This is a genomic window from Klebsiella sp. GN_Kp190 (assembly GCF_040061795.1).
In the GTDB taxonomy this organism is placed as follows: domain Bacteria; phylum Pseudomonadota; class Gammaproteobacteria; order Enterobacterales; family Enterobacteriaceae; genus Klebsiella; species Klebsiella michiganensis.
Genome location: NZ_JBEAFN010000032.1, coordinates 1 through 16,118 on the forward strand (window position 1 = coordinate 1; position 16,118 = coordinate 16,118).

The 16,118-nt window shown below is 59.6% G+C and carries 11 protein-coding genes; 3 read left to right on the forward strand and 8 right to left on the reverse strand.

Features of this window, described 5'->3' with window-relative positions:
- Positions 1–153: 153 nt before the first annotated feature.
- Positions 154–2,517 (reverse strand): glycoside hydrolase family 31 protein, encoded by a 2,364-nt coding sequence (locus tag ABLU67_RS20100; protein ID WP_025108088.1) that lies wholly within the window; start codon positions 2,515–2,517, stop codon positions 154–156.
- Between the two features lie 15 nt (positions 2,518–2,532).
- The gene (locus ABLU67_RS20105; RefSeq protein ID WP_004849139.1) at positions 2,533–3,834 is read right to left on the reverse strand and encodes an MFS transporter; all 1,302 of its coding nucleotides are present in this window, start codon (positions 3,832–3,834) and stop codon (positions 2,533–2,535) included.
- A gap of 271 nt (positions 3,835–4,105) precedes the next feature.
- Here ABLU67_RS20105 and ABLU67_RS20110 point away from each other — a divergent pair, with 271 nt between their 5' ends.
- Positions 4,106–5,206, forward strand: coding sequence for a LacI family DNA-binding transcriptional regulator (locus ABLU67_RS20110; RefSeq protein ID WP_183129335.1), 1,101 nt, complete (start codon positions 4,106–4,108; stop codon positions 5,204–5,206).
- Here ABLU67_RS20110 and ABLU67_RS20115 read toward each other — a convergent pair.
- The 6 genes from ABLU67_RS20115 to moeA form a co-directional block, all read right to left on the reverse strand.
- The gene (locus ABLU67_RS20115) at positions 5,203–6,468 is read right to left on the reverse strand and encodes a DUF1479 domain-containing protein (protein WP_046877857.1); all 1,266 of its coding nucleotides are present in this window, start codon (positions 6,466–6,468) and stop codon (positions 5,203–5,205) included. The genes ABLU67_RS20110 and ABLU67_RS20115 overlap by 4 nt on opposite strands.
- A 137-nt stretch (positions 6,469–6,605) precedes the next feature.
- The gene (locus ABLU67_RS20120) at positions 6,606–7,421 is read right to left on the reverse strand and encodes a Cof-type HAD-IIB family hydrolase (RefSeq protein WP_014228526.1); all 816 of its coding nucleotides are present in this window, start codon (positions 7,419–7,421) and stop codon (positions 6,606–6,608) included.
- Between the two features lie 209 nt (positions 7,422–7,630).
- Positions 7,631–10,063 carry a formate C-acetyltransferase/glycerol dehydratase family glycyl radical enzyme gene (locus tag ABLU67_RS20125; protein WP_025108084.1) on the reverse strand — a complete coding sequence of 811 codons (2,433 nt, stop codon included), beginning with the start codon at positions 10,061–10,063 and terminating at the stop codon, positions 7,631–7,633.
- Between the two features lie 4 nt (positions 10,064–10,067).
- Positions 10,068–10,967 carry a glycyl-radical enzyme activating protein gene (locus ABLU67_RS20130; RefSeq protein WP_032748867.1) on the reverse strand — a complete coding sequence of 300 codons (900 nt, stop codon included), beginning with the start codon at positions 10,965–10,967 and terminating at the stop codon, positions 10,068–10,070.
- A 152-nt stretch (positions 10,968–11,119) separates the two neighbouring features.
- Positions 11,120–11,875 carry a molybdopterin-synthase adenylyltransferase MoeB gene (gene moeB, locus ABLU67_RS20135; RefSeq protein ID WP_049069668.1) on the reverse strand — a complete coding sequence of 252 codons (756 nt, stop codon included), beginning with the start codon at positions 11,873–11,875 and terminating at the stop codon, positions 11,120–11,122.
- Positions 11,875–13,110, reverse strand: a complete 1,236-nt coding sequence (moeA, locus tag ABLU67_RS20140; protein WP_014837888.1) for a molybdopterin molybdotransferase MoeA — start codon at positions 13,108–13,110, stop codon at positions 11,875–11,877. The genes moeB and moeA overlap by 1 nt, the downstream gene beginning before the upstream one ends.
- A gap of 177 nt (positions 13,111–13,287) precedes the next feature.
- Here moeA and iaaA point away from each other — a divergent pair, with 177 nt between their 5' ends.
- The gene (gene iaaA / locus ABLU67_RS20145) at positions 13,288–14,229 is read left to right on the forward strand and encodes a beta-aspartyl-peptidase (RefSeq protein WP_032748869.1); all 942 of its coding nucleotides are present in this window, start codon (positions 13,288–13,290) and stop codon (positions 14,227–14,229) included.
- 12 nt (positions 14,230–14,241) lie between these two features.
- Positions 14,242–16,095 (forward strand): glutathione ABC transporter ATP-binding protein GsiA, encoded by a 1,854-nt coding sequence (gsiA, locus tag ABLU67_RS20150; RefSeq protein ID WP_064358386.1) that lies wholly within the window; start codon positions 14,242–14,244, stop codon positions 16,093–16,095.
- The last annotated feature ends 23 nt before the right edge of the window (positions 16,096–16,118 follow it).

The window sequence follows — 16,118 nt, forward strand, 5'->3', positions numbered from 1 at the left end:
AATTCCCCGGAGGCGATGCTGCGCATCTGTCCGGGCTACCGGCCCGCAGACGGCGATGAACCTGTAGCCCGGGCAAGGCGCGTCAAGCGCCGCCCCCGGGAGCAGAGCGCAGCGTGGCTGAATTCCCCGGTGGCAGCGCGAAAAAGGTGAGGGCTACACCCGCCACTCGCTCCTTTCTTCACCGTTCACCAGCAGCCTGCGTTTTTCCCCCGCCGGCAACGACACCTTCAGCGCTTTCCACGCCGGACGATAATCGCCGCGCGCGTTCACCTTCAGGTTGATGCTGGCGCTATCGCAAACCATTTCCCATTCTACCCACAGCGCATGGCCATTCTGATAGCCCCAGCTTTCGCCATCATCTTCAAACAGCAGGCCGCGACGGGTCCCCACGCCCTTCAGCGGGAACAGCTTCAGCTCGCGGCAATCGTCTTTTTGCGCATCGACGTGGCGGATACGCTCGCTCAGCGGCAGGCCTGCTCCGGCGCGAACCAGCAGCGGCAGTTTTTCCAGCGGCGCATCAAGGACGATCCACTGACCTCCCGCGAACCACTGGTGGCTATCAAAGTCGTACCAGCCGTCCTGATTGGCCGGCAGCCAGACGCGGCGCTGACGCGCGCCGGGTTCGACGACGCTGGCGACCAGCAGATCGCGACCCAGCAGGAAGTCGTCGCATTCGGCAAACGTCTGCGGATCGTGTTCGTGATCGAGGAAGGTCGGACGCAGCATCGGTTCATCGTCGGCGTGAGCCTGCCACAGCAGCGTATAGAGATACGGCAGCAGACGATAGCGCAGCTCAATGGCTGAACGGATAGCCGGCGTGACTTCCGGGTACATCCAGGCTTCGTTGACCGTCTGGTCGTCATTCCACGAGTGAATGGTAAAGCGCGGATGCATAACGCCGTTTTGTACCCAGCGTACGAACAGCTCCGGGTCCGGTTTATCGCCAGAGAAGCCGCCAACATCGTGGCCGACATTGAACAGCCCGGAGAGGCTCATTCCCAGCCCCATGCGGGTGTTATAGCGCAGCGTATCCCAGTTGGTACGGTTATCGCCGCTCCAGGTCTGGACGTAGCGCTGCATCCCGGCGCAGCCGGAGCGAGAGATCAGGTACGGTCGTTTGTGCGGCGCAAAGCGCTGCTGAGCCTCCAGCGACGCGCGCATCATCAGCAGCGGCATGACCGGGCGAATATGTTTAATGGCAATTTCCTCGCCAAACCCGTAACAGCGGGCTTCGCCGTCCCAGACTTCATACTCGTTATTATCGTTCCACGTGGAGTCGATACCCATCTCCAGCAGCTGGGTTGTCACGCCTTCCTGCCACCAGGCGACGGTTTGCGGGTTGGTAAAGTCAAGGTGCGACCCTTCGTCATCCCAGAAGCTGGAGCGCTCGGGAGCATCCGCCTGTGAATCGCGGATAAAAAGCCCGCGCTCCGCGACCTCGTTATAGCGCGGATGGTCCTGCAGCAGGCAGGGCTTAATATTGGCGGCGAGCTTCAGTCCGGCATCGTGGAAGGCCTGGCTCATCACCTTCGGCTGCGGCACCTTATCGTTGTTCCAGTTAAAGACGTAGCGCTTGCCGTCAATCGAGGTATAGCCGGAAGAGAGCTGGAACGAATCGCACGGAATGGCGTGTTCATCACACAGGCGGATGAAGTTCATCAGCTGGTTTTGCGCATCCGGCGCGTCGGTGTAGTGCATCGTCGAACCGCTGTAGCCGAGACTCCATTTCGGTCCGAACAGCGTTTTGCCGGTCAGGCGTACGAATGCTTTGGTGATATCCAGCACCCGTTTGCCGGAAAAAAGATAGTAATCGATGTCGCCGGCTTCCGCCTGCCAGCGGCGATAGGCGGTATGGTAATTATCGATTTCGTTGCCGAGATCCAGCCAGCAGCTGCTCAGGTTGTCGTAAAACAGACCGTAGCTGACATCGCTACGCTGCGCGATGGTAAACGGAATATGTTTGTACAGCGGGTCGGTGCTCGCCGCGTTATAGCCCATGGCGTCGAGGTTACGCATCTCATAGCGCTTCCCGTTACGCTGCAGATCGCCGGCTTTTTCGCCCAGACCGTAGAAGCGTTCGTCTTTGCGTCGGCTCAGGTAGTGGGCAACGCCGTCGCCGTGCGCATTCGCCAGGTAGGCGCTGGTGGGGCGGTCGTTAACCAGCGGCTGCCACTCGCCGGCCTCATCGCGATAGCTCCATTCCAGCCACAGCGGCTGGTGGACGGTGACGCGCAGCTGGTCGGTGGCGATGCTCAGGGTATCGCTATGCTCCGTGAGCTGCCAGGCGGGGAGGCTAAAGCCGCTCAAATCTTCGCGCGGGCGCCCTTCCCAAGGCACGTCCTGCTGGGGAGCGATACTCCAGGTGCGATCCAGCGCCAGCTGGCCGTGCCGCTTTAGCAGCACGCGGAACATATTCTCTTCCAGCACGTACAGACACAGGGTGTGCTGGCCGTCTACGATCAGCTCAACGTGGTGGTCCAGCCGTTGGTGCAAAGTCCAGTTTTTCAAAGTCTTCATTTTTTACATCCACTCTCAGGCGCGTTTTGCGCGACGTTCAGCAATAAATGCCACCAGGAATACCGCGCCAATCAGGTCAAAGAACCCCATGGCGATAAATAGCGGGTTGAAGCCGATTTTGTCGGCGGTGACGCCAATCAACAGCGAGAACAGAAAGCTGGCGATCCAGGCGGCGGAGCCGCGCATCCCGTTCACGGTCGCCATCTGTCCTTTATCGAACGACTCCACCACCAGCGCGCTGAGCATGCAGGAGATGATCTGGTGGCCGAAGCCGCCTATCGAAATCAGCACGATGGTGATATAGGGATCGCGGGTGATCGCCACGGTGGCGAGCGAAATCATCAGGAAGGCGCCGGTGACGGAGCTGGCGACCACCGAGTTCACTCGCGAACAGCCGAACCAGCGGGTATACAGTTTGGTCAGATAGCCGCTGGCGACGCTGCCGAGGTCGGCCGCCAGAAACGGCAGCCAGGCAAACATGGCGATTTGTTTTAAATCCATGCCGTGCTCTTTCGCCAGGTAGAGCGGTACCCAGAAGCTCAGCACCGCCCAGGCGGGCTCAGCCATAAAGGCCGGAATGGCGATACCGTAGAAGCGCTTGTTTTTCGATACGGTTTTCAGCGCGGTAAAGAAGGGCAGTTTGACCGGTGGCGCTTCATTGTCCTGCTGGATCAGCGCCAGCTCAGCTTTACCGAGGTTAGGGTGTTTTTCCGGGTTATGATAGAACGCCCACCACAGCACGACCCACAGCAGCGCCAGCGCGCCGGTGAACATGAATGCCCCCTGCCAGCCGAACGAAGCGTGTGCGAAGTAGATAATCGGCGGCGCCAGCATGGCGCCCACGGAGAAGCCGACGCCCGCCCAGCCTGCCGCGATCGGCCGCTCGGATTTTGGAAACCACTCACCCAGCGTTTTGGCGTTGGCTGGCGTCGCCGCCGCCTCAGCGCCGCCCATGAAAAAGCGCAGAATCGCCAGGTGCAGCCAGCTCCCCGCCCCGGCATGGGCGATGCAGGCGATGGCCCACAGGGTGGCGCAGATCATAAAGCCGAGCTTGAGGCCAATAACGTCGATAAGCCAGCCGCAGAGCGGCTGGAAAATGGTGTACGCCAGCTGAAAAGCGCCGACTATCCATGAGTACTGTTCAGTGGTAATACCCAGGGAGGTTTTTAGTTCCGGGGCGATAATCCCCAACGAATTACGCGTGATGTAGTTAACGGTGACGCCGAGTAAAAACAGCACCAGCATCCACCAGCGCAGGTTCTTCACTATGCGGCGCGATTTACTGACCGCCATATCATTATTGAGGCCTTGGCTCATAGAACTCTCCACGAGACATGTAGTAGGGAAAATTGACCAACCCGCTTGCTGAGTTGTCGCTAAAATTTTCTATTTCGTTGTTTGTTAAGGTTGATGTCTCGACACTATTGGTTGACTAATCTCAAAGGTGTTGGACCAATTCAGGCTAAGGGAGAATGCGAGCGGGCAATAGCGACAATTCTGCAAATATTTTCATGGAACGATCCAGATCGCAGTATGACATCGCCAAATCGCTTAAAAATATTCACATTCTCAATATGAAAATTTTTTCATGAGCAAAGTAGAGCGCGATCACAAAATGGACAAAAAGCTGAAAGTGAGCGAAATCGCGGCGCGTACCGGGCTGTCGGTGAGCACGGTATCGCGGGTGCTGGCGGGAAAAGCAAATACCAGCGCCAGGGCTCGCCAGAGGGTACTGGATTGCGCCCGCGAGCTGGGCGTGATGGAGGGTATCGCCGCCGGGCGAATGCTGCTCAATAATCTGGTGGTCTTTGCCCCTCAGCGCGCTTTCGATGAACGCACGGATATTTACTACTATCGGGTGATTCAAAGCATCAATAGCGCCCTTATGCCGCATGAGGTACACCTGCGCTATTGCGCGCTGGAAGAGAACGACAGCGATGCCAATTTGTTTTTGCAGCGCATGCATGAAGCATCGACCCAGGCCGCGATTTTACTGGGTATCGACGATCCGCATATTCACGATCTGGCGGCCGATCTGGCGAAGCCCTGCGTGATGATTAACTGCCACGACGCGGGAATGCGTTTACCCTCCGTGGCGCCGGATCATCGGCTGATCGGCCAGTTCGCCGCCCGGTATCTATTTGAGATGGGGCATCAGGCGATCATGAACGTGATGTGCCTGCGCCGCTATACCATGGAGCTGCGTCTGCTGGGCATTAAGCAGGCGTGGCGGGCGCGTAATCTCCGTTTCGTTGACGGCAGGGATTTACTCGCTGTGGCCAACTTCAGCGCCAGGGATACCGAGGAAAAAGTCGGGGAGTGGCTGGATCAGCGCGGCGATGGCCCGCTGCCGACGGCATTTCTGGTGGGCGGTGATTTTATGGCGGCAGGCACGATCGCCGCATTACAAAAACGCGGTTTGCGCGTCCCGCAGGATGTTTCCGTCATGAGCATCGACGGCTTTAACCTGGCGGCGATCCAGGATGTACCGCTAACCGCCGTCCACGTCCCACGCGATGAATTAGGGGCCGAAGCGGTACATTTATTACAGCAGAGACTGATCCGTCCCGATGCGCCGCACGGCGCGTTACTCCTGCATGGGACGCTGGCAGTACGCGATTCGGTACGGCGGATACGCGCCGGTAACCGCCGTACCGCCGTTGAAGCGAAGGGGCTATATGATGATTAATTCGCCATCCCCAACGCGCGCTTACCGTGGATATTTAAGTCATCCAGCGTAAAGCGGCCTTCCCAGTCGCTTTCATAATCCTCGCGGGGGAAATCTCCCGGCGAAGCGCCGCGCGCCAGCGCCGCTTTGACCTTCTGCGCGTAGGCGAGGTTTTTCTCGCACATTGGTGCGGCGGGAATATACATCACGTTGCCCCAGCCCTGCTGATTTTCCACCGGCGCGACCGAGTGGATCACGTCGCAGTGCCACCATACCGAATCGCCCGCATTCAGCGCCGGAATAGAGCTTAAGGCTTTGATCAGCAGCGGGTGCCATTTTTCCGAAATCGGCAGCACCTTGCCCGGCGCGACGCCGCACAGCTCATCTTCCGGGACATCGTCGAGCAGCGGACGCAGCAGCACGTAAGCCATCGCTTCCGGGATCGGCACCACGTGTAGCAGACCCTGATCGGGGATCATATCGGAGAGCGCGGTCCACCCCTGGAAGGTGCGGAACACCGAGCATTTGGTGGTGTTGTCGACCGTATACTCTTCGACTTCGGTGCGGTGCGCCGCGTCCCACGGGTCGTAAGCATCAATGTTGCCGTTAAACACGTCGGCAAACACTTTCTGATAGGCCGGCAGCAGCCAGCGCTCCAGGGCACCGGAATCGGTATGAGCCCCCAGACCTTTCGAGGTGGTTCCCGGCGGGCGGCGGCGAATGCGGTCCGGGTAAATGACGCTGACGTCCGGGTCGAACCACTGTTTGCCGTCGCGGTTAAAGGTCCACAGACGGTTGAGGAACGACTGCACGGCGGCCATTTCATCGCTCTGTCGCGCCTGCATCTGCGCCTGGGACCAGTAAATCGGATAGATTTCCGGGCGCGAAGCTTCCAGCGACCCGAAAAAGGTATCGCCGGGACCTTTATAAACGTCATCGAAATGGTTGCGGTCGAGATACTCGAGCATTGCGTTGTCCCACGCCAGCGCCTGTTCGCGAGAAAAATGGCCCTTGATAACGGCGCAGCCGCGACGCTTGATGAGCTCGCGCTGGGCTTCCGTGACCTGGCCCCGGGCAATATCGGCGAACGGGATCGTCGGCCAGACGTCCTGACCGCTGGCCTTAAGGGCGTCAATCTCTTCCAGACGCGCGGCGATACGCGCCGTCAGCCGATCGAACACCGCCTGCACGTCGCCAATTTGCGCCCGCAGCTCCTGTTTAATCCGGCGGATGGCCGCTTTGGGGTCGGCGGGTAAAGTTTCACAGGTATGGGTAACAGCCATAATGACCTCTCATCTTTCATTCGAAAGTAATTTATCTTACATATGATAATTTAAGTTAAAATTAAGTTAATGCAAGTTTAAAATTATGCGGAGGTGCACAAAACGGGAAGCCGGGGCGGTAAACCCCGGGTGTGGCGTTACTCGTTGAACGGGGCGGTGTGGTCGAGGACGGCCTGAATGACGTTCAGCGCGCCGTCGTGGTTGTTATCATCGGTGGCAAAACGCGACACCGCCTTGATGCTTTCGGCGGCGTTGGCCATCGCGAAAGAGTATTTCACCAGCTTGAGCATTTCCGTATCGTTAGCGCTGTCGCCAATGGCTACGCAGGCCTGCGGTGAGATGTTCCAGCGCTTCAGCAGGCGGCTTATACCGTTGGCTTTATGCAGGCCGGGGATAATCAAATCGACGAAGCCGAAGCCGCTGGTGACCGGCTTCATGATGCCGTCCAGCGAGACGTGCAGTTTGTCGATAAGCTGCGGGATTTCGCTATCCGGCAGGTTAAGGGAAAACTTAAACAGCGTGTCGTCGATGTCATGATAGCGGCTAATGCGCTGCAGGCGATGGTAGTGCTTTGACATCAGGGTGACGAACGCCTCGGGCGCGCGCTCGCTGACGTAAGCGCTCTCGAGGCCGCAGGCGACGAAGTTGAGCTGCGGGTCTTTCAGCAGTTCACCAATGACGACCTGGGATTCATGACGGGTGAGTTCGCCGTGGAACAGCTGTTGACCGCGTTCGTAAACCAGCGCGCCGTTCTCGGCAACAAAGGAGATTTGGTCACGGATTTCCGGGAAAAAAGAGATCAGCTGGTAGTACTGGTTGCCGCTGGCGACCACGAACTCAATACCCTGCTGCTGGAGTTGCGCGAACTGCGCGAGAAAACGCGAGCGGTCATACTGCTTGGCGTCATTGAGAAAAGTTCCGTCCATATCGGTGACGATAACTTTAACGGTCATAACACATGCTCCTGGCTTAACTTCGACCAGTAACATTCTAATTACAATGTGATGGGGAGCACAAATTTATTTCGAATGAAAGTTTGCGTTCACCTCTGTGCAGCATAAAACCCCGGATTGCGGCGTAAACGCCTTACCCGGGCTACCGGCCCGCAAACGGCTTCGAACCTGTAGCCCGGCTAAGCGTAGCGCAAGCCGGGGGATGTGACTTACAGCGTATGCTCGGTACGGGCGATAATATCGTCCTGTGCATCCGGCGACAGGGCGGTAAAGAACGCCGAGTATCCGGCCACGCGGACCACTAAATCACGATACTGGTCTGGGTGTTTCTTCGCTTCCAGCAGCGTCTCGCGCGACACGATGTTGTACTGAATATGCCAGCCTTTATGCACCTCGAAGAAGGTGCGCAGCAGCACCATCAGTTTCTGCTTATCGGATTCGTTCTCCAGCGTGGCCGGGTTCAGCTTCTGGTTAAGCAGTACGCCGCCGAGGATTGAGCCGGTCGGCAGTTTGCCCACCGAGCTGATTACCGCAGTCGGCCCGAGATGGTCGGTGCCGGAGGCCGGGCTGGCCCCTTCCGCCAGCGGCGAGTGCGCTTTACGGCCATCCGGCGTCGCCATCGTTTGGGCGCCAAACGGCACGTTGGCGGAAATGGACGAGGTGCCGGCGTAGTAGTTGCCGCCGATCGGGCCGCGGCCGTAGCGCGGGTTATGATACAGCTTCAGCTCGTCGATATAGGTCTGGTAGGCGCGAGCCAGCAGCATATCCACGCTGTCTTCATCGTTACCGTATTTCGGCGCGCCGTTGATTAAGCGCTGGCGCAGCTGCTCGTGGGTCAGGCCTTCGAAGTCTTCAGCCAGCGCCTTTGCCAGCTCCTGCTGACCAATAACGCCCTGATCGAACACCAGCTTCTTCACTGCCGCCAGGCTGTTGCCGAGGTTAGCGATGCCGACCTGCAGACCGGAAACCCAGTCATACTTCGCGCCGCCCTGCTTGATGCTCTTCGCGCGCTCGATGCAGTCATCGACCAGCGCCGAGCAGAGAATATCGTGCACGTTCTCTTCCAGCATGGTGTCGACCACGTACTCAATCTCGATAGATTTGCGCGTGTAGTAGCGGATCTGCGTATCCCAGTCGGCCAGAACCTGTTCAAAGTTGTCGAAGTTGCCTTTTGACAGCGCATGTTCCTGCGGCAGGAAAACCTGGCCGCTGGTGGCGTCGCGGCCGCCTTCCAGGGTTGCCAGCATGACGCGGGCGAAGTTGATAAAGCTCATCCCGGTGCAGCGATAGCCCCATTTACCGCCGACGGCGGTTTCGATGCAGCCGATAGCGGCATAGTCGTACGCGTCCTGCGGCTCAATCCCCAGCTTGATAAATTCCGGGATGACGATTTCATCGTTGTTGAACGCCGGCATGCCGAAGCCGCAGCGGATCACCTGCACGCAGGCGTCGAGGAAGTCGTTGCTCATGCCCGCGTGATAGCGCACGCTGAGGTTAGGTTGAGTCGAACGCAGCCGACCGCAGGATTCCAGGATAGCGTAGGAGAGCGGGTTCACCGCGTCCTGCGCGTTGCCGTCCACCAGATTCTGGCCGCCGATGGTGACGTTCTGGTACAGCGGGCTACCGGCGGAAGCCTTAGAGTGCGAGCCGGAGCGAATTTTGTTCACTTCCAGCAGCTTCAGCCAGCAGCAGTGCAGCAGCTCGATGGCGTGTTCGCGATCCAATGATTGCGCCAGCTCAACGTCGCGGCGATAGTAAGGGTAGAGATACTGGTCCATACGGCCGAAAGAGACCGAGTGACCGTTGGATTCGATCTGCAGAATCAGCTGGATGAAATAGCACAGCTGCAGCGCCTGCCAGAAGGTTTTCGGCGGCTCGTGGGCGATAATATCGCAATTTTCGGCTATCGCCAGCAGCTCGTCGCGGCGGGATTCGCGGCTCTCCGTCGCGGCCATGCTGCGCGCCAGCCCGGCATAGCGCTTACAGTGGTCGCTGACCGCTTCCAGCACGATATCAATGGCTTTAAGGAACTGCTCGCCGTGCAGATCTTCCAGCACGGTCAGGTTAATGCGCGAACGGCGCTCGGCGACTTTCGCCCGCATGCCGTCGAGGCCTTTTTCCAGCAGCAGCGGATAGTTGACCGCAAGGTGAGCGTCGCCGGAGGTCATATTGCCTTCGGCTTTGATAATGCCGGTCGCCAGCAGCGCTTTTTGCTCGTCGGTAAACATGCCGTAGCAGCGATCTTGTACGGTTTGACCGCGCCACCACGGGCACACTTCATGGAGCACGCGTTTGTTCTCTTCGCTAACGGCAAAACCGGCGCCGGGGCGATCGGCGAGGTCGTCGATCTCTTTTTCGATCCAGCTAACGGTGTATTCCGGGAAGATAGGCGCCGCGCGAACTTCGCTGGCCTGGTTGCCGACGATCAGTTCATCGTGCTTAATCCAGATCGTGCGTTCCGCCAGGTGATGGGCCAGCGCCAGCGCGCGGCGTACCGGGATCGGCTTATCCAGGTGCTGCTGATAGGCTTCGGTATAGTGCAGGGCGCGCTCGGTACAAACCGGCGGCTTAACGATATGCACCAGCGCCATTTTATGCGCCTGAATGCGCGGGCTCAGAGTATCCAGTTTCAACGTTGTCATAAGGTTATCCTCGTAGAGTCGCCGTTAAACCTTTGCTCTGAGCATAGCGCTGCGCGAAGGCGAGCAGCTCGGGTGCAGCAAGCGGTTTATCCGGAGCGGTATAGGGCTGACTGAGTAATTGGTATTTATTCATGCCTAAGGTGTGGTAAGGCAGGAAGTGGATCTCGCCAACCTGTAAACGGTCAGCGGCAAAATCGGTAATGGCGGCAATATCGCTTTCGTTGGCGTTAAAGCCCTGGATCAGCGGCACGCGAATGATGATTTTCTTTCCGGCCTGCGCGACGCGCTGCAGGTTATCCAGCACCCGGCGGGCGCTGCCGTCCGTCCACTGCTGAAAAATCGCTTCGTTGACGTGCTTGAGGTCGGCGAGAAACAGGTCGATAAACGGCAAAGCGGGTTCGACGTATTTCCACGGCACGTGCAGGCAGGTTTCGACCGCGGTGTGGATCCCCGCGTTGTGGCTGGCCTCAAACAGCTGTCGGGCCAGTTCGGGATTCATAAACGGCTCGCCGCCGGAAAGCGTGACGCCGCCGCCGCTGCGGTCGTAAAACGGTTTGTCGCGCAGCACCGTGGCCATAATCTCTTCGACGCTTTTCTCTTCGCCGCACACGGTTAATGCCGTGCTCGGGCAGCAGTCGCGCAATTTGCCGATATGCGCATCGGTGAGCTTTTCGCGGTGGATAATCAGACCGTCCAGCTTGCGGGTAATCACCTCCGGCGCAGCCTGCTGGCAGAGGTCGCAGCCGTCCAGGCAAAGGCGGGCGTCATACAGCAAATCCGCCGTGCGGGCGCGGCTTTCCGGATTCTGGCACCAGCGGCAGCCCAGCGAACACCCTTTGAGGAAGACAACAGTGCGGATCCCCGGGCCGTCATGGGTTGAATAACGCTGAATGTTGAAGATCATGATTCACCCTCTTATTTGCATATGAAGATTAAATTACTTTCGAATGAAAGTTGTATTGATATAAATCAACAAGCAGAAAGAGGAAGGAGAATGAAGGTTAAAATGCCGCTGCGGGTCACAAAACATCCGGCGACAGCGCCGCCGGAAAAGGATCAGGGCGTACCGCACACCTCGCAGTGAGGGTTACGAGGCAGCCTCATTTCGCGGAACTGGCAGCGCATGGCGTCGTACATGACGATTTTTCCCGTTGCCGGGCTACCGTAGCGGGCCAGCAGCTTAATCGCTTCCATCGCCTGCAGCGAACCGATGGTGCCAACCAGCGGCGCCATGACGCCGGCTTCGACGCAGGTGAGGGCGTTTTCGCCAAACAGGCGGCTCAGGCAGCGGTAGCAGGGTTCATCTTCCTGATACGTAAAGACGCTGATTTGCCCTTCCATGCGAATCGCCGCGCCGGAGACCAGCGGCGTTTTATGGCGGAAACATCCGGCGTTGAGCTGGTTACGGATCGCGACGTTGTCGGTACAGTCGAGCACCAGATCGTGGGCGGCGATTTGCGCCGCCAGCGCCTCGTCTTCCAACCGCGCGTTGAGCGCCGTGAGCTGAACGTGGGGATTAATCCGCGCCAGCGCGGCGCGGGCGGAGTCGACCTTCGGCTGGCCGATGGTGTCGTCGCTGTGCAGCGTCTGGCGCTGAAGGTTGGAGAGCGAGACGGTGTCGAAATCGAGCAGGGTTAGCTGGCCCACGCCTGCCGCCGCCAGATACTGCGCGGCGGCGCAGCCCAGCCCGCCGAGGCCGACGACCAGCACACGGGAGGCTTTCAGCTGCTCCTGACCGTCAAAATCGAAATCGCGGAGAATAATCTGCCGGTTATAGCGCAGCATCTCCGCATCGCTCAGCTCCATGCCCATTACAGCCCTCCGAACAGATGATTAAACGGCTCGACTTCCACCCATTCGCCCGCTTCCACGTTGCCGCGCTCGCGTTCGAGAACGATAAAGCAGTTGCCGAGGCTGAATGAACTGAAGATATGCGAGCCCTGGTGACCGGTGCTGCTAACCACCAGCTCGCCGTCGGGACCGCGCTGCAGCACGCCGCGCTGAAAATCGAGGCGGCCCGGCGATTTCTTCAGGCCGGAGGCGGCGCGAACGCGCAGGCGCATCGGCTGAGCTTGCCCGACGTTGCCGGACAGCTTCGCCAGCAGCGGCTGAACCAATTGGTAGAAGGTCAGCGTTGCGGAAACCGGGTTGCCGGGCAGGCCGCAGAACCAGCTGTGGTTGAGCTTGCCGAAAGCGAAAGGTTTACCCGGCTTAATCGCCAGCTTCCAGAAGCCGATTTCCCCCAGCTCTTCGAGGATCGCTTTGGTGTAGTCCGCCTCGCCGACGGAAACGCCGCCGGAGCTAATCACCACGTCGGCCTGCTGGTCAGCCTGAATAAAGGCTTCGCGCAGTTTAGCCGGGTCGTCGGGAATAATGCCGAGGTTAATGACCTCGCAGCCCAGCTCCTGCAGCATCAGGTGCACCGCCAGGCGGTTGGTATCGTAAATTTGCCCGTCGGCCAGCGGCTGGCCCGGTAGCTGGAGCTCATCGCCGGTGGAGAAGACCGCCACCCGCACTTTACGCACCACCTCAACCTCGGCAATCCCCAGCGAGGCGATGACCGGCAGCTCGGCGGCGGTCAGGCGGGTACCTGCGGGGAAGACGACCGCGCCGTGGGCGATGTCTTCGCCAAGACGACGAATATTCTGCCCGTTTTTCACCGGGGCGAGGAAGCGGATACCCTCATCGGTTTGTTCGGCCTGCTCCTGCATCACCACCGCGTCGCAGCCTTCCGGCACCGGCGCGCCGGTCATAATGCGGATACAGGTGCCCGCGGGCCAGACGCCGTCAAAGGGTTGACCGGCGAAGGCCTTGCCGGCCACCGGCAGCGCTGCGCCGTCGGTGAGATCCGCCAGGCGCACGGCGTAGCCGTCCATCGCCGAGTTATCAAAACCGGGAACGTTAAGCGGCGAAACGAGATCATGGGCGGTCACGCGCGAAAAGGCCTGCAACAGCGGTACGGTATCCGTCGCATTCAGCGGCGTAATACGAGTGAGCATCTGGGTCAGGGCTGTGTCGAGCGGCATCAGTCCGGCGGTAAAATCCATGGGTTTCTCCTGCGGGCAAACATCGAAAACGCCTATTATGGCAGAAAAGAGAGGCGGGCTATAACCCATCTGGCGACAAGCTTTACATCACCGTCCGCTCTTTCTATATTCAAAAATTGTATAGGACAGTCAGCACGATAATGATATTTATACACTTTATCGTTAAGGAATGGCGCAATGGGTAAGGCGGTTATAGCAATTCACGGCGGGGCCGGGGCGATTAGCCGCGCGCAGATGACGCCGGCGCGCGAGCGGGAGTACGTGGCGGCGCTGTCGGCGATTGTCGATAGTGGACAAAAAATGCTGGCTGCCGGGGCCAGCGCGCTGGATACGGTAACCGAAGCGGTCCGGCTGCTGGAGGAGTGCCCGTTATTTAACGCCGGTATTGGCTCGGTATTTACCCGCGATAGCCGCCATGAGCTCGATGCCTGCGTGATGGATGGTTACAGCTTACAGGCGGGGGCCGTGGCCGGGGTTCAGCATTTACGCAATCCGGTGCTGGCGGCGCGGCTGGTGCTGGAGCAAAGCCCGCACGTGCTGTTGATTGGCGAGGGGGCGGAAGCGTTTGCCGCTTCCCGCGGTATGGCGCGGGTCGATAACAGCCTGTTTTCGACTTCCGAGCGTTTGCTGCAGCTGCGTCAGGCGCAGGAGGGCGACGATATCGTGCTCGATCACCACGCCGCGCCGCTGGATGAACGGCACAAAATGGGCACCGTCGGCGCGGTCGCGATGGATCTGGCGGGCAACCTCGCGGCGGCGACCTCCACCGGCGGCATGACCAATAAGCTACCGGGACGCGTCGGCGACAGCCCGCTGCCGGGTGCGGGCTGCTATGCCAATAACGCCAGCGTCGCCGTTTCCTGTACCGGTACCGGCGAAGTGTTTATACGTACGCTCGCGGCCTACGATATTTCGGCGCTGATGGAGTATAGCCAGCTCAGCCTGCAGGAGGCCTGCGAAAGGGTGGTGATGGAGAAACTTCCGGCGCTGGGCGGCAGCGGCGGCCTGATCGCCATCGACAGAGAAGGCAACGTGGCGCTGCCGTTTAATAGCGAAGGCATGTACCGGGCCTGGTGTTATGCGGGCGATACGCCCACGATTGGTATTTATCGCGAATAAGAGGAAAGGGCGTTGCCGCATAGTCAAGAAATCGATGCCGATGATGTTCTGCAGGTGCGCGGCCTGAACGTCGTGTTCAATCAGCAGCAGGAGGCTTTTTCCGCCGTCCGCGACCTGTCGTTTACCCTGCGGCGCGGCGAGACGCTGGCGATTGTCGGCGAGTCCGGCTCCGGGAAGTCGGTGACGTCCCTGGCGCTGATGCGCCTGCTCGACCAGGCGGTCAGCGAAGTGCGCAGCGATGCGCTGCTGCTGCGTCGTCGCAGCCGGCAGGTGATTGAGCTGAGCGAACAGTCTGAAACCGAGATGCGCGGCGTGCGCGGCGCGGATATGGCGATGATCTTCCAGGAGCCGATGACCTCGCTGAATCCGGTCTTCACCATCGGTGAACAGATTGCCGAATCTATCCGCTTACACCAGGGGCTGAAGCATGATGAGGCCCTGCGCGAAGCGAAGAAAATGCTCGATCAGGTGCGCATTCCGGAAGCGGAAGCCATGCTCTCGCGCTATCCGCATCAGCTTTCCGGCGGGATGCGTCAGCGGGTGATGATCGCCATGGCGCTCTCCTGCCGACCGGCTGTGCTGATTGCCGATGAACCGACCACCGCGCTGGACGTGACTATTCAGGCGCAGATTTTACAGCTGATCGCCGTCCTGCAAAAAGAGATGGCGATGGGCGTTATCTTTATTACCCACGATATGGGCGTGGTTGCCGATATCGCCGACCGCGTGCTGGTGATGTATCGCGGCGAAGCGGTGGAAACCGGCAGCGTGGAGGAGATTTTCCGCGCCCCGAAGCACCCGTATACTCAGGCGCTGCTGGCCGCGGTGCCGCGGCTGGGGGCAATGCGCGGCACTTCACTGCCGCGCCGCTTCCCGCTGTTAAACCAGAGCCCGTCGCCGGAGGGGCAGAACACCGTTGTGCCCGGGGAACCGATCCTGAAAGTTCGCGATCTGGTGGCGCGCTTCCCGCTGCGCAGCGGCATCCTCAACCGCATTACCCGCGAGGTGCATGCGGTCGAAAAGGTCAGCTTTGATTTATGGCCCGGCGAAACCCTGAGCCTGGTGGGGGAGTCCGGCTGCGGTAAATCAACGACCGGCCGGGCGCTGCTGCGGCTGGTGGAAACTCAGGGCGGCAGCATCACCTTCAACGGCCAGCGGATTGATACGCTGACGGGCAGTAAGCTTCAGGCGCTGCGCCGCGATATCCAGTTTATCTTTCAGGACCCCTACGCCTCCCTCGACCCACGGCAAACGGTGGGCTATTCGATTATGGAACCGCTGCGCGTGCATCGGCTGCTGGAGGGCGATGCCGCTCGTGAGCGGGTCAGCTGGCTGCTGGAACGCGTCGGGCTGGAGCCGGAGCATGCGTGGCGCTATCCGCACGAGTTTTCCGGCGGCCAGCGGCAGCGCATCTGTATTGCCCGCGCGCTGGCGCTCAATCCGAAAGTGGTGATTGCCGATGAGTCGGTATCGGCGCTTGATGTGTCGATTCGCGCGCAAATTATCAATCTGATGCTCGATCTACAGCGTGAGATGGGTATCGCATTTCTGTTTATCTCCCATGACATGGCGGTGGTTGAGCGCATCAGCCACCGCGTGGCGGTGATGTATCGCGGGCGCATTGTCGAGATCGGCCCGCGCCGCGCCGTGTTTGAAAACCCGCAGCACCCCTATACCCGTAAACTGATGGCCGCCGTTCCGGTGGCCGATCCTGCGCATCGTCGTCCGCAGCGCGTGCTGCTCTCAGACGAGCTGCCGGGCAACATCTTCAAGCGGGGCGAAGAGGGGATCAGTACGCCGTTACAGCAGGTGGGACCGGGGCACTTTGTCGCCAGAGAGCCCGCCGCCGACGTGCTGGCGCGCTAACAACGACACCAATAATGCAGCAT

Excerpts from the sequence above, each read along its gene's own strand:
- ABLU67_RS20110 (WP_183129335.1), top strand. The coding sequence starts at position 4,106 with ATGAGCAAAGTAGAGCGCGATCACAAAATGGACAAAAAGCTGAAAGTG.
- ABLU67_RS20100 (WP_025108088.1), bottom strand. The coding sequence starts at position 2,517 with ATGAAGACTTTGAAAAACTGGACTTTGCACCAACGGCTGGACCACCAC.
- ABLU67_RS20120 (WP_014228526.1), bottom strand. The coding sequence starts at position 7,421 with ATGACCGTTAAAGTTATCGTCACCGATATGGACGGAACTTTTCTCAAT.
- moeA (WP_014837888.1), bottom strand. The coding sequence starts at position 13,110 with ATGGATTTTACCGCCGGACTGATGCCGCTCGACACAGCCCTGACCCAG.
- iaaA (WP_032748869.1), top strand. The coding sequence starts at position 13,288 with ATGGGTAAGGCGGTTATAGCAATTCACGGCGGGGCCGGGGCGATTAGC.
- ABLU67_RS20125 (WP_025108084.1), bottom strand. The coding sequence starts at position 10,063 with ATGACAACGTTGAAACTGGATACTCTGAGCCCGCGCATTCAGGCGCAT.
- ABLU67_RS20115 (WP_046877857.1), bottom strand. The coding sequence starts at position 6,468 with ATGGCTGTTACCCATACCTGTGAAACTTTACCCGCCGACCCCAAAGCG.
- ABLU67_RS20130 (WP_032748867.1), bottom strand. The coding sequence starts at position 10,967 with ATGATCTTCAACATTCAGCGTTATTCAACCCATGACGGCCCGGGGATC.
- moeB (WP_049069668.1), bottom strand. The coding sequence starts at position 11,875 with ATGGGCATGGAGCTGAGCGATGCGGAGATGCTGCGCTATAACCGGCAG.
- ABLU67_RS20105 (WP_004849139.1), bottom strand. The coding sequence starts at position 3,834 with ATGAGCCAAGGCCTCAATAATGATATGGCGGTCAGTAAATCGCGCCGC.